The 12,732-nt window shown below is 37.4% G+C and carries 15 protein-coding genes; 11 read left to right on the top strand and 4 right to left on the bottom strand.

From position 1 onward, the window contains the following. Positions 1-5: 5 nt before the first annotated feature. On the bottom strand, positions 6-941 hold the full coding sequence (gene cysK / locus MF646_RS12070) for a cysteine synthase A (protein WP_250096751.1): 936 nt from the start codon (positions 939-941) through the stop codon (positions 6-8). Between the two features lie 151 nt (positions 942-1,092). On the opposite strand from cysK, the gene thpR reads away from it, so the two are divergent. The 5 genes from thpR (at position 1,093) to MF646_RS12045 (ending at position 4,084) form a co-directional block, all read left to right on the top strand. Next, complete coding sequence (gene thpR / locus MF646_RS12065) at positions 1,093-1,650, top strand: RNA 2',3'-cyclic phosphodiesterase (RefSeq protein ID WP_250096750.1); 558 nt, start codon at positions 1,093-1,095, stop codon at positions 1,648-1,650. Next, positions 1,647-2,009 (top strand): CidA/LrgA family protein, encoded by a 363-nt coding sequence (locus MF646_RS12060; protein ID WP_250096749.1) that lies wholly within the window; start codon positions 1,647-1,649, stop codon positions 2,007-2,009. The genes thpR and MF646_RS12060 overlap by 4 nt, the downstream gene beginning before the upstream one ends. Continuing rightward, the gene (locus MF646_RS12055; protein ID WP_250096748.1) at positions 2,006-2,692 is read left to right on the top strand and encodes an LrgB family protein; all 687 of its coding nucleotides are present in this window, start codon (positions 2,006-2,008) and stop codon (positions 2,690-2,692) included. Before MF646_RS12060 ends, MF646_RS12055 begins: the two co-directional genes overlap by 4 nt. A gap of 65 nt (positions 2,693-2,757) precedes the next feature. Further along, the gene (locus MF646_RS12050; RefSeq protein WP_250096747.1) at positions 2,758-3,687 is read left to right on the top strand and encodes an NERD domain-containing protein; all 930 of its coding nucleotides are present in this window, start codon (positions 2,758-2,760) and stop codon (positions 3,685-3,687) included. Positions 3,688-3,763: 76 nt separating this feature from the next. Beyond that, positions 3,764-4,084 carry a type II toxin-antitoxin system HicB family antitoxin gene (locus MF646_RS12045; RefSeq protein ID WP_250096746.1) on the top strand — a complete coding sequence of 107 codons (321 nt, stop codon included), beginning with the start codon at positions 3,764-3,766 and terminating at the stop codon, positions 4,082-4,084. A 56-nt stretch (positions 4,085-4,140) separates the two neighbouring features. Here the strand turns inward: MF646_RS12045 and purU are convergent, their stop codons facing one another. Beyond that, positions 4,141-5,010 (bottom strand): formyltetrahydrofolate deformylase, encoded by an 870-nt coding sequence (gene purU / locus MF646_RS12040; protein ID WP_250096745.1) that lies wholly within the window; start codon positions 5,008-5,010, stop codon positions 4,141-4,143. A 186-nt stretch (positions 5,011-5,196) separates the two neighbouring features. Between purU and pulA the strand changes: the two genes are divergently transcribed. Next, positions 5,197-7,350 (top strand): type I pullulanase, encoded by a 2,154-nt coding sequence (pulA, locus tag MF646_RS12035; RefSeq protein WP_250096744.1) that lies wholly within the window; start codon positions 5,197-5,199, stop codon positions 7,348-7,350. Positions 7,351-7,481: 131 nt separating this feature from the next. Beyond that, positions 7,482-8,276, top strand: a complete 795-nt coding sequence (locus tag MF646_RS12030; protein ID WP_250096800.1) for a phosphotransferase family protein — start codon at positions 7,482-7,484, stop codon at positions 8,274-8,276. A 108-nt stretch (positions 8,277-8,384) separates the two neighbouring features. Here the strand turns inward: MF646_RS12030 and MF646_RS12025 are convergent, their stop codons facing one another. Continuing rightward, positions 8,385-8,636, bottom strand: coding sequence for a YtzH-like family protein (locus tag MF646_RS12025; protein WP_250096743.1), 252 nt, complete (start codon positions 8,634-8,636; stop codon positions 8,385-8,387). A 135-nt stretch (positions 8,637-8,771) separates the two neighbouring features. On the opposite strand from MF646_RS12025, the gene trmB reads away from it, so the two are divergent. Beyond that, positions 8,772-9,413 (top strand): tRNA (guanosine(46)-N7)-methyltransferase TrmB, encoded by a 642-nt coding sequence (gene trmB, locus MF646_RS12020; protein ID WP_250096742.1) that lies wholly within the window; start codon positions 8,772-8,774, stop codon positions 9,411-9,413. A gap of 128 nt (positions 9,414-9,541) precedes the next feature. Continuing rightward, a complete protein-coding gene (locus tag MF646_RS12015) occupies positions 9,542-10,384 on the top strand; it encodes a YtnP family quorum-quenching lactonase (RefSeq protein WP_250096741.1) in 843 nt (280 codons plus the stop codon). Between the two features lie 73 nt (positions 10,385-10,457). Here the strand turns inward: MF646_RS12015 and MF646_RS12010 are convergent, their stop codons facing one another. After that, the gene (locus MF646_RS12010; RefSeq protein ID WP_250096740.1) at positions 10,458-10,763 is read right to left on the bottom strand and encodes a PepSY domain-containing protein; all 306 of its coding nucleotides are present in this window, start codon (positions 10,761-10,763) and stop codon (positions 10,458-10,460) included. Between the two features lie 178 nt (positions 10,764-10,941). Here MF646_RS12010 and MF646_RS12005 point away from each other — a divergent pair, with 178 nt between their 5' ends. Both MF646_RS12005 and MF646_RS12000 read left to right on the top strand, forming a co-directional pair. After that, positions 10,942-12,015 (top strand): M42 family metallopeptidase, encoded by a 1,074-nt coding sequence (locus tag MF646_RS12005; protein ID WP_250096739.1) that lies wholly within the window; start codon positions 10,942-10,944, stop codon positions 12,013-12,015. A gap of 93 nt (positions 12,016-12,108) precedes the next feature. Then, on the top strand, positions 12,109-12,630 hold the full coding sequence (locus tag MF646_RS12000; protein ID WP_250096738.1) for a DUF84 family protein: 522 nt from the start codon (positions 12,109-12,111) through the stop codon (positions 12,628-12,630). Positions 12,631-12,732: the final 102 nt, after the last annotated feature.

The raw sequence follows: 12,732 nt of genomic DNA, 5'->3' as shown, positions 1-12,732 counted from the left end.
ATTAGTTATTTCTCAAACTGAAACAAATCAGTGGATAGATAGCGTTCACCTGTATCACAAGCAATCGCAACCACAACATCATCTGGGGTTAGATGTTTGGCAACTTCCATTGCAGCAAAACAAGCAGCTCCAGAAGAAGGGCCTACGAGAATGGCTTCTTTTCGTGCTAAATCACGTGTAACTCGATACGCATCTTCATCTTCAATTTTTAATATTTCATTGTAGACATTTTCATTTAAAATAGGAGGGACAAATCCAGGGCTAGTGCCAACTAGTTTATGTGGTCCTGGTTGTCCTCCTGATAAAACTGGTGATCCTGCAGGTTCAACAACATGAATGGTTGCTTCCGGGTAAAATTTCTGCAACTCTTCGCCCGTCCCTGTAATGGTTCCGCCTGTACCAGAAGCAGCAACAAAGGCAGAGAGAGATTTACCAATTGAATCAAGTGATTGTTTGATTTCTACAGCAGTTGTATGACGATGGGCATCAGGATTCGCTGCATTTTCAAATTGCATCGGAATATAGCTATTAGGGATATCTTTAGCTAGCTCATGAGCCTTCTCAATCGCACCGGGCATTTTTTTATCTCCAGGTGTAAGAACAACTTCTGCGCCATATGCTTTTAATATATTGATTCGTTCCGCAGACATCGTATCTGGCATCGTCAAAATGGCTCGATAGCCTTTTGCTGCAGCGTTCATAGCAATACCGATTCCTGTATTTCCACTTGTAGGTTCAATAATTGTTGAACCTGGTTTCAGGTGGCCATCCTTTTCTGCTTGGACTATCATGTTATAAGCTGCGCGGTCTTTTACGCTGCCACTTGGATTTTGCATTTCCATTTTCAAATAGACAGTCGCACCATTAGGATCAGCAATACGATTAAGGCGAACAAGCGGTGTATTACCAATTAATTCTGCAATATTATTTACAACAGTCATAAATACACTTCCTCTTATAGTTAATACATTTATTTTAGCATAGAAAAAAAGTGATTTCCTAGTTGTTATAAGAAAGAGTAAAATGGTATAAAGTGGTTTAAATGGCAGTTTCCTAAATCGAGATGTTTTTTGTGAAAGGAAGTATTTACATATGCAAACCCATTATTTTTTAGCTGTTCCTTTGCCGTCAACATTGAAGAGAAAAATTGTAGAGTCTATCTCTCGAGAAGACTTCCCTTTTAAACGCTGGGTTCATGAAAAAGATCTTCATTTGACTCTCGTTTTTTTAGGTTCATGTACACAAGAACAATTGCAACAAATCCAGAAAAAATGTCAATCCTTAGTAACCAATTGGGAAGCTTTTACGTTGGAACTCTCCACGTATGGAACTTTTGGCTCGAAGAAAAAGCCGAGAATTTTTTGGATTGGTGTGAAAGAAGAAGCAAAATTGTATCAATTGCAAAGAGATGTGTCCAGGCTTTGTGAAGAAAGTGGTTTTGAACTTGATAAGAAGTCATACTCTCCTCATATCACTTTAGCAAGGCAATGGGCGATAGATAATGACTATGAACCTGTTGATGGAAATCAAATGCAGGGTGTTCAATGGCGTGTAGAGGAGTTCATTTTATATAAAAGTGTTCTAACGGAAACACCTAAATACAAAACGGTACACAGGTTTCAGTTTGGTGGAGGGGATAATACCCAATGATTAGAATAATGGTTCATATAACTATTTTAACATGCTTTTATTTAATAGGTGCAAGTATACAACGACAGTTTGAATTGTCGATTCCAGGCAGCATCATTGGCATGCTGCTTTTGTTTCTTGTCCTTATTACAAAAATCTTGCCTGTACGTTATATCGAAGAAGGTTCGACTTTTATTTTACGTCACATGCCACTTTTATTTTTACCAGTAACAGTTGGTATTTTACAGTTTCTAGATGTCTTTGCTGGAAGGGGAATTCTATTAATCTTAATTACATTAATTAGTACGATGATGGTAATGGTTATTTCCGGTTTAATTGGCCAGAATCTAGTAAAGAAAAAGGAGATTATGAAAAGATGAAAATCATGATGAACCTCGTTTTTTTACTATTAACGATTGGAGTTTATGTAGGTTCTAAAAAGCTTTATAAACGTTATCCCTATCCGTATATGCTACCATTGCTCATTTCAACGATTGCAATGATCATCATACTACTTGTTTTTCAAATTCCTTATGAGACATATGCTCTTGGTGGAAAATGGCTGGAAATGCTCCTAGGTCCAGCGGTTGTTGCTCTAGCTTACCCTTTATATCGTCAATTGCCAATGTTGAAAAACAATTTTATTCCAATTATAACTAGTGTGAGTATTGGAGCGATCATTGGGATTGCAAGTGGACTTCTACTTTCAAAATGGATGGGATTAGAAAAAGAACTAATTTATTCACTCGTTCCTAAATCAGTAACGACCCCAGTAGCGATGGATATTGCTACAACAATTGGAGGGATTCCGCCTCTTTCGGCGGTGTTGGTTATGGTTGCGGGAATTGGAGGAGTAGTTACTGCTCCATATTTATTTAAATGGTGTAAGATTGTGCATGAAATTGGCAAGGGAATTGGTACGGGAAGTGCTGCTCATGCGATAGGAACTGCTAAAGCGCTGGAGAATAGTGAGAAGGAAGGGGCATCTAGTTCGGTTGCGATGACCTTAAGTGCAATCATTGTTTCATTTATTGGTCCATTTATCGTCTTTCTTTTTTACTAATGGACATGATAGGATTTGAAGAGACGAAACTTGAAGTACATTAGGATAAAGCTGGAGGTACGAGCGTGGCCCATTTAGTCAAACTTGAAGATTATATCTCTCGTTACCAATTTGATTTGAACCGATATTCGAGTCAATTTACTCGAATGAAAAAAGAACGCTGGTTTTATGTTAAATCAGAATGGGAACAACTACAGTATGATTCGACTTCCGCAGAAGAAATTCTGGAGGAGGAGAAAGGGCGTTTCTTTGGAATACTACAAAAAGTGAAAAACTGGTCTAGATACACAAAAAAGAAAAAACAATATGAAGATATAGATGAAAGTGTAAGCCATTTAACCCAAGTGACGTTTGAACAACTGAAAGAGGAGTTCTTACATGACTTGTATCTTTCGCAATTGCGCTGGGCAAGTTCATCTTTATTAGAAGAATCAAGGCTCCATCCAAAATATAAGAAAGATGACTGGTTGCAATTTTTTGCCCAGAAACTGCCAGATAATTATTTTCTTATGTATAGGCCTGTTTTCTCTGTCAAGCAAGCTCCGATAGAGTTAGAAATTATACTAATTAGTCCTACGGAAATTTATTGCATCTCTACCTTAGAAGGAGAAGAGCATAGTGTGTTTGAAGGAAGTTCTGATCGTTTCTGGATTGAATATGTGAATGAAACTCGTATGAAAAGGTTAAGTCCTCTTGTTTCGCTATCTCGCATGACAGGAGTTATCAAGCCGATTCTTGAGGAGGCTGGGCATTCTTTTCCAATTAGAAACATTGTGATTTGCAAAAACAGTATAATAGATAATAAGGTGCAAGGAGCGAAAGTTGAGTTTGTTGATCGAAGAACATTCACTCTTTGGCATGAAAAGTTGAAGAAGCATCCTTCTCCGATTAAAAGTCAGCAAATGAAAATTACGTCTTTACTTCTATCACATTGTCATACAAATGCTTACAAACGAGAATTAAATCAAGAGCATATCGATGGTGATTTGAATTAGATTTAAATAGTGCGTATAATTACGAGTGCGTTTTGGTTAAAAAAGATAGGGGGAACAAGTAGGAAGGAGAGGTAGGTTGATTGAGATAGAAAAAACATATGGGTTTGAATGTAAACCAGAAGACTTCAACTGGAGAGTTAGGAAAGTTTACAATTGGCTAGGTGGAATGGAAGTGATGATTGAATTAGATCAACTTGATGGGTGTGTTAGCTTTGGTGAGACGGTAAAGGAGGCAAAAAAAGGACTGCAAGAATCACTTTATTTATGGATTCGTATGCATGGAGAGCAACAACTTCCTGATATTCGGAACGAAGCGCAACTGATCTTCCTAGACCCACCAATGGAAGTAGAAGAATTTGAGTACATAAACAATGAACTACTATCGTTAAAAAGTTAATTAGCTTAGAGGCTGTATCAAAAGGTCAAAGAACGGACCTTTTGATACAGCCTCTTTTAAAATACGACTGTTTTGTTTCCGTGAACAATAATTTGGTCATTAATATGCCAAGTTACTGCTTTAGCAAGCGCAATCCGTTCTACGTTACGACCTGCAACACGTAGCTGTTCTGTCGTATAACGATGATTTACACGGAGAACATCTTGCTCAATAATTGGTCCCTCATCTAGATCATCAGTAACATAATGAGCCGTGGCACCGATTAATTTTACCCCTCTTTCAAATGCTTTTGCATAAGGGTTGGCACCAATAAAAGCTGGCAAGAATGAATGATGAATATTGATGATTCGTTTTGGGAAGGTTCCGACAAAGTCAGATGAAAGTATCTGCATATATCTAGCTAAAACGATAAAATCAATGTTATGTTCATGAAGCTTTTGAATAGCTTCTTGCTCGGCTTGCTGCTTCGTTGCTTTTGAAACAGGAATATGGAAAAAAGGAATGCCGTAAGATTCAACTTGTTCTTTTAAATCAGGATGATTACTTATGACAAGAGGGATGTCAACATCGATTTCTCCTGCTCTCCATCTCCATAATAATTCAAGGAGACAATGGTCTTCTTTTGAAACAAAGATCGCCATTTTTTTCTTGCGAGATGCAAGTTCCATACGCCAATCCATTTCAAAAGAGAGGCCAATCTCAGTAAAAGCAGTACGAATCATAGTAATATCAAAATCTGGGTCTAACATTTCAAATTCAACACGCATAAAAAACATTCCACCAGATGGATCTGTGGAGTATTGATCGGATTGAACAATGTTCGCTTTATATTGGTGTAAAAATGTTGAAACAGCAGAGACAATTCCAGGTTGGTCATGACAAGAAATTAATAATCGGACACTAGTGTTGTTAGTATTGTAGTTCATTTCGATCCTCCAAATTCAATCAATGCCTTCTCAAAATTAAAAAGAAAAAAGTAATAGTAAGAGTAAATGAATCGTTTTAGCTCATTCCTCATAATGTTATACAATAGTACTACAAATACATTAAAAGAAACAGTACGATACTGTCTTACGATATTCTTTAGACTTTAGAAAAGGGGGCTTTCATCATTGAAGCAAAAGAAGGAGTCATTTGTCAATCATCCGATAAAATTTGCAACGCTCGTCACCATTGACAACATCCTAGTCACCATGGAAAGTTCCATTGAGCATATTGAAGAAAATTGGTTTATTAGTAATGATTCTGGGAAGTGGCCTCTTTTGTTAAAAGGAGTAAATGGCCAAGAGGTAGACCTTCAGTTAACTGAGCCTTTTTGTTTTGAAGAAGATAACTATGTTGAATTTGGTGAAGGAAGAAGCTTTGTCCAAATTACTGATGTGGTGAGGACCGAAGCATTTGACGAGTTGTTTTATTATGCCGGCGATGATCTTGGCATGACCTATACAAAAGAATGGACAAAGATTGCCATTTGGGCTCCTATTGCCACAAAAGTGAATCTCGTTCTTTTCGAAAATTGGTACGATGAAGAAGGAGAGAGGAAAGCCTGTTATCGTGATGACAAAGGTGTATGGAGAGTGAATCTTGAAGGCGATAGGGATGGAGCTTGGTATTTACTTGAAGTGTGTGTGAACCAATCTTGGCGTAAGGTTGTTGACCCTTATGCTAAATTTTTATCAGCGAATGGTCAAAAAGCAATGATAGGGGATCTAACTAAAACGAATCCGTTAAATTGGCCAAAGCTAGAGCCTATGCAAGCAAAAAATGATGTCATCATCTATGAGTTACATATAAGAGATTTTACAATTGGAAGATTGAATGGGATTACGAAAAAAGGTCAGTATTTGGGAATGACCGAAACGAACACTTTTGATGAAAAGAACTTAGTTACTGGAATTGACTACTTAGAAAGATTAGGGATCACTCATGTAGAGTTGCTGCCGGTCCAAGAGTTTGGAAGTATTGATGAGAGTAACAGGCAAAATCCTACTCATTACAATTGGGGCTATGATACAACTCATTTCTTTGTTCCAGAAGGGAGCTATGCAAGCGATCCGTATAATGGTTATTCAAGAATTAGGGAACTGAAGTCACTCATAGCTAGTTTGCACGAGAAACAGCTTCGAGTAATTATGGATGTCGTTTTTAATCATGTATATATTTGGGAAGAATCTCCACTTGAGAATATTGTACCGGGCTATTTCTTTCGTTATACAGGTGAGAAAGAAATGAGCAATGGAACAGGAGTAGGGAATGACTTTGCATCAGAGCGGAAAATGGCTCGGAAAATGATCGTAGACTCCATCTCATATTGGTTAAAAGAATTTAAGGTTGATGGATTTCGCTTTGATCTGATGGGCATTTTGGATGTCGAAACAATGAAGCAAGTAACAGAGGAAACTACTAAGAGTAGCAAAGATATATTCGTTCTTGGTGAAGGTTGGGATCTTCCGACAGCCTATCCAACTGAAATACGCGCAGTTACAGATCAAGCACGAGAATTAAAAGAAATCGGATTTTTTCAAGATAAGTTTCGAGATGGGATTAAAGGTAGTACATTTGAATCGATACAGCCTGGATTTATTAGTGGCAACGATTTTTCGATAGATGAAATACTAAGCGGTGTGAGAGGAAGCATTGAACTGTTTACAAATCCAAGGCAGGCAATTAATTATGTGGAGGCTCATGATAATCACACTCTTTGGGATAAGTTAAAAAGAATTCATCCGTATGAAGAAGGAGTTCTTCTAGAAAAACGACACAGACTAGCAACTTCCATCGTATTGCTCTCTCAAGGTATCCCTTTTTTACATGCAGGACAAGAGTGGTTTCGTACCAAACATGGTATCGAAAACAGCTACAACCAACCAGATTGGGTAAATCAATTTGATTGGGGGCAACGAGCACATTTTGAAAAAACGGTCAATTATATTCGTGGACTTATTAAAATCAGACGCTTTCACCCGGCATTACGTATGGAAACTTATAAGTTAATTAAAGAACATTTTCATTTGCTTCTAGTTGAATCAGATTGCATTGCCTATCATTTAAGAAATCTTGGTGAGTTGGATCGTTGGGATGATATTATCGTTATCCATAACGCTAGTCTTCATTCTAAACGGCTTTTGCTCCCGAAAGAGAACGAATGGTACGTAGTCGTTGACGATCAGGCCGCTTCTCTGATACCATTAAGCAAAATAGGAGAGGACTGCGTAAACGTTTCTCCGCTATCAACTTTAGTTTGTGTGAATTATAAGACAAAATAGAGGCAAGGATTTTTATACAATAAATCAACCGATTGTCTTACTTTTGCATAAATTTTTTAAAATGAAATAGGTAAAAGTCATCAAATACGATATAATACTAATATAAAGTAAGTGATGGATAGTTTATGAAATTGAGGGTGAATTGGGTGGAACAATTTTTAGGAGATGGCTGGAAAGTTCATCCAGCTGGTGGTGCAACAGGAGAAGCATATATAGCCCAGCAAGGTGAACAGACAGTTTTCTTGAAAAGAAACTCGTCGCCTTTTCTTGCTGTCCTTTCAGCCGAAGGAATTGTTCCAAAGTTACTCTGGACCAGGCGCTTAGAGAACGGTGATGTTGTTACAGCCCAAAAATGGGTGCAAGGTCGTGAGCTAAAGGCATATGAAATGAAAGAGAGCAGAGTTGCAACGTTACTTGCAAAAATTCATGGTTCAAGTGAACTACTTGATATGTTTAAACGGATTGGCAATGAACCATTGACACCATATGTCATCGTTGAGAATTTGCGAAGGCAGTTACAAGCCTTTCAAATAGAGGATGAAACGATTGAGCTTGGAATGACTTATTTATTTGATAAGTTGGAATCTGTCCTTCATGAACATTTTGTAGTTTGTCATTGTGATATTAACCATAATAATTGGATGCTTGATGAAGAAGAGCACCTTTACTTAATTGATTGGGATGGGGCAACTGTCTCGGATCCAGCTCTTGATCTTGGACTCCTGTTGTACTCTTATATTCCTCGGAATGAATGGGAGTACTGGTTGCGCCAATATGGTGTTGAGCTTGAAGATTGTTTACGGAATCGGATGCATTGGTATGTTGTTTCTCAATCGATCTCTGTTTTACTATGGCATTTTGGCCGTGGTCAGTTTGAACAGGCAGAACAATTAAAGGATTATATAAAAAGCCTACTTGAAGATTAGAAGAGACTCACCGTTTCTAAGATGGTGAGTCTTTTGGTTTGTGTTGTATAAAAGATTTCCTCGGTTCATGTAGATATTTCCTGAGGAATAAATATAGATGCTGTCGAATTATTCAATTGTAAGAGCGTTTAACCATTGTTCGACATCATTTTGTTGAAACGGCTCATGGTTTAGCTGATGTTTTTCCTGAATTAAACTTAAAGTTTGTGAAACGACAGGTTGTAAAGTGGGATCATCATTTAGGGAAGATAACAGTCGTTCAATTTGTTCAGCTTCATCCGTTGTCATGTAGTTCTCAGCAGCTTGATTTTCCAATAAGTCTTTTAGTAACCGTAATTTATCTTGATTTGTAATAGGCATAATCGTACACTCCTTTTATGTATTTCCTTACGCATTATTTTGCACTATGTAAGTAAATGCTATTCGAAACTTAAATAATCATGAGGCAGACAAGCTATAATCAATTGTTTAAATAAATAACTAGAGGTGATTTAATTGCGTTTACGTAATATACCAGGTGCAAAGGATGAGTTAAAACAATATCCGAATATTGTTGTTCATGATCCTAGTCAACATAAGGGAAGTTGGAAGAAGGTTTTTAATAACGAAAATCCAATTCATGTTGAAGTAGGAACAGGGAAAGGACAATTTTTAGTTGGAATGAGTGAGCTTCATCCACATATTAATTTTATCGGAATTGAAAAGTATGATAGTGTATTGCTCAGAGCTCTAGAGCAAGTAAAAGATCTAGATCGACCAAATCTTAAGTTTTTAAATGAAGATGTAGCAGATATTCTTAATTTCTTTAATAAGGGAGAACTTGAACGTCTTTTTATTAATTTTACAGACCCTTGGCCAAAAAATCGTCATGAAAAGCGCCGTCTTACTTATAAGGGGTTTCTAGAAATGTATGAACAAATTCTAGTTGATGGTGGCGAAATTCATTTTAAAACCGATAACCAAGGTCTATTTGAATACTCTTTGGAAAGTTTTTCTGGATATGGAATGACGTTGCACAATGTAAGCTTAGATTTGCACCGCAGTGGAATAAAAGGGAATGTTATGACAGAATATGAACGTAAATTCTCAAGAAAAGGAATGAGAATTTATCGTTGTGAGTCTAAATTTAGATCATAAAGGACTAGCCCAAAGGGGAGGATTCGAATAGGGATTCTTTCCTTTTTTAGATGGAAAACATGGCTTTCATGCTTCAAGAATAGAATAGGTTATGAAAACTAAAAACTAACAAAGGGAGGCTGATCAAAATGGAACGAATTGAACGAAATGGGTTGTCCATCACTTGGTTAAATGGAGGCGTTACTCATATGGATGGAGGAGCGATGTTTGGTGTTGTACCGAAACCTTTATGGAGTAAACGATATCCACATAATGATAAGAATCAAATTGAACTACGTACAGATCCTTTTCTAATTGAAAAAGATGGCTACCGCATTTTAGTTGAAAGTGGAATTGGGAAAGGCCGCTTAACGGATAAACAAAAAAGAAATTTTGGTGTCACTGAAGAGTCATCACTTGAAAAAGACTTAGAAGCTTTATATCTCAGTCGAAAAGATATTGATTTTGTCTTAATGACACATATGCATTTTGATCACGCCACAGGACTTGTTATGGATGTGGACGGAGAAGATGTACCTGTCTTTGATAACGCTTTCGTCATTACTTCTGAAGTGGAATGGAATGAGATGAAACATCCTAATATTAGGTCTATCAATACATATTGGGAAAAGAATTGGAAGGCGATTGAATCCAAGGTGAAAACATTTCAAGATGAAATTGAAATCATACCAGGCATCCGTCTTATTCATACTGGTGGACACAGTGAAGGGCATAGCATTCTCGTTATTGAGCATGAAGGAGAAACATTTCTTCATTTAGCTGATATTATGCCAACTGAAGCACACTCAAATGTATTATGGGTTCTCGCATATGACGATTATCCAATCACGTCTATACATGAAAAAGAGAAATGGCAAACCTTCGCAAAAGAACAAGAAGCTTATATTTTGTTTTATCATGACTACAAGTATCGAGCAATCAAATGGAACAAGAATGGTGAAATCGTTGATTCCATTATTAGAAAGTCATAAAAAAGAGTGCAGCCTTTTTAGGTGTTTGTAGGTGACTCTCTATAGCTATATGTAGCGGAGAGTCACCTCAGTTCTAAGATGATTGAAGTTCAAGTAATGTACCGGACTTTGTATCCACTAAAAATTCAAATTGCGTCGTTCCTTGTTCATTAGTAGTGGAAAGGCCACCGCGATAAACGGTATAGGAGATATTATTACGGTCAACAGTTTCTGGGATCATATGAATCCATGAACCAGAGATTGCATATGTTTTAGATACGGCTTTTTTTACTTCTTTTAATGCTTTTTCCGGAGATATTTTATCGCTTTTTAACGTTGGACCAAGTAGATATCCTGCTGCTAAACCAATTCCTAATCCTGCAATGAATCGTTTCACCATCAGTTTTCATCCTTTCACATTTAGATTACTCTCACTTTGTAGTATATCCAAAATAGAATAACGGTTTCAATCTATATATGATCTCTTTAGAATAAAGGTTACGGTGGAAATCAAAAAGTGTTTCGGATAAGATAAAGATGATACATAATTATTCGGGAATCGAAAGGAGTTTTATGATATGAATCAAGAAACAATGCAATTGTTCAAAACATTAACAGAACTTCAAGGTGCCCCAGGGTTTGAACATGATATACGTAAATTTGTTCGCTCTGAAATGGAAAAATATACCGATGAAATTATTCAAGACAGATTAGGCAGTATTTTCGGTGTGAAGCGAGGGTTAGAGAATGGGCCAAAGGTGATGGTAGCTGGTCATATGGATGAAGTTGGTTTCATGGTTAAATCGATTAGCAAGAATGGTTTGGTTCGCTTCCAAACATTAGGAGGATGGTGGAGTCAGGTCCTTCTTGCACAGCGTGTGCAAATTATGACTGATAATGGCCCAGTCATTGGTGTAATCGGATCGACACCTCCTCATTTATTAGAAGAGGCTCAGCGCAAGAAACCAATGGATATTAAGCAAATGTATATTGATATTGGTGCTGACGATAAAGAAGATGCGACCAATATTGGGGTGAAACCAGGTCAACAAATTGTTCCGGTTTGTCCATTTACACCGATGGCTAACAACAAAAAAATACTAGCTAAGGCGTGGGATAATCGTTATGGCGTTGGGCTTTCTGTTGAATTATTAAAAGAATTACAGCATGAAGAAACACCAAACATTTTGTACTCAGGTGCAACCGTACAGGAGGAGGTTGGACTTAGAGGAGCCCAAACAGCAGCTAATATGATTCAACCTGATATTTTCTTTGCATTAGATGCAAGTCCGGCAAATGATGCAACAGGAGGAAAAGATGCATTTGGTCAACTTGGAAAAGGAGCATTGCTTCGGATCTATGATCGATCCATGATTACCCATCGTGGAATGCGTGATTTTGTACTAGATACGGCGGAATCAAATGAAATTCCTTATCAATATTTCATTTCTCAAGGTGGTACCGATGCAGGCCGGGTTCATATGTCTGGTAACGGGGTTCCATCTGCAGTCGTTGGTATTTGTTCTCGTTACATTCATACATCAGCTTCGATCGTTCATATTGATGATTATGCAGCAGCAAAGGAATTGATTGTTAAGTTAGTGAAAGCAACCGATAATAGTACGGTAAAGACTATTAATGAAGGAGTATAAAGCGGCAAAATAAGACTTAAATGAGGTTGACAGCTTGGGATTAATCCTTGTAGGTCAACCTTGTTTTTGTTGTTGGAAAGAAAGGAGTAAACAATGATTGTTGCCATAGGAACAAAAAACCCGGCAAAAGTACATGCCGTTCAAGATTCGCTCATAAGAGAGGGGCATACGTTTATCAGCGTCAAAGCAAAATCAGGAGTAAATGGACAGCCATTTTCCGATAACGAAACGTTAAAGGGAGCCAGAAACCGAGCCAAACATGCACTTGCCATGACTGGTGCTGACTTGGCTTTTGGGTTGGAAGGTGGGGTGCAAGAAACGGAATCGGGATTGTTACTCTGTAACTGGGGAGTTCTATCGCATAAAGAAGGAGCTGAATGGATAGCAAGTGGAGCAAAGTTCCCATTGCCAGAACAAGTTGCAAATAGACTACGGCAAGGAGATGAACTTGGTACTGTAATGGCTGATGTAACAGGAAATATTCACACTAGAAAAAAAGAAGGAGCCATTGGAATATATACGAGTGGTTGGGTAAGTAGAAAAGAACTTTTTGCTCACATAGTTAGGTTGTTATACGGACAATATGTTACTTCATTAGTACAAGCAAGACATTAATATTCTTAACAATTTAATCATAGTGTTTATATTAATAATTCCATTAATTGTAAAATTATAGACACAACTAGCTCAGTCACATTGTTCACTTCTTATTATAAT

This window comes from Halalkalibacter alkaliphilus (assembly GCF_023555415.1).
Classification (GTDB): domain Bacteria; phylum Bacillota; class Bacilli; order Bacillales; family Bacillaceae_D; genus Halalkalibacter; species Halalkalibacter alkaliphilus.
This window is presented reverse-complemented; position numbering and strand designations above follow the sequence as displayed.

Coding starts and splice junctions, on each gene's coding strand:
- MF646_RS12015 (WP_250096741.1), top strand. CDS start 9,542: ATGGAACGAATTGAACGAAATGGGTTGTCCATCACTTGGTTAAATGGA.
- MF646_RS12005 (WP_250096739.1), top strand. CDS start 10,942: ATGAATCAAGAAACAATGCAATTGTTCAAAACATTAACAGAACTTCAA.
- thpR (WP_250096750.1), top strand. CDS start 1,093: ATGCAAACCCATTATTTTTTAGCTGTTCCTTTGCCGTCAACATTGAAG.
- MF646_RS12025 (WP_250096743.1), bottom strand. CDS start 8,636: ATGCCTATTACAAATCAAGATAAATTACGGTTACTAAAAGACTTATTG.
- MF646_RS12010 (WP_250096740.1), bottom strand. CDS start 10,763: ATGGTGAAACGATTCATTGCAGGATTAGGAATTGGTTTAGCAGCAGGA.
- MF646_RS12000 (WP_250096738.1), top strand. CDS start 12,109: ATGATTGTTGCCATAGGAACAAAAAACCCGGCAAAAGTACATGCCGTT.
- purU (WP_250096745.1), bottom strand. CDS start 5,010: ATGAACTACAATACTAACAACACTAGTGTCCGATTATTAATTTCTTGT.
- cysK (WP_250096751.1), bottom strand. CDS start 941: ATGACTGTTGTAAATAATATTGCAGAATTAATTGGTAATACACCGCTT.
- MF646_RS12060 (WP_250096749.1), top strand. CDS start 1,647: ATGATTAGAATAATGGTTCATATAACTATTTTAACATGCTTTTATTTA.
- MF646_RS12055 (WP_250096748.1), top strand. CDS start 2,006: ATGAAAATCATGATGAACCTCGTTTTTTTACTATTAACGATTGGAGTT.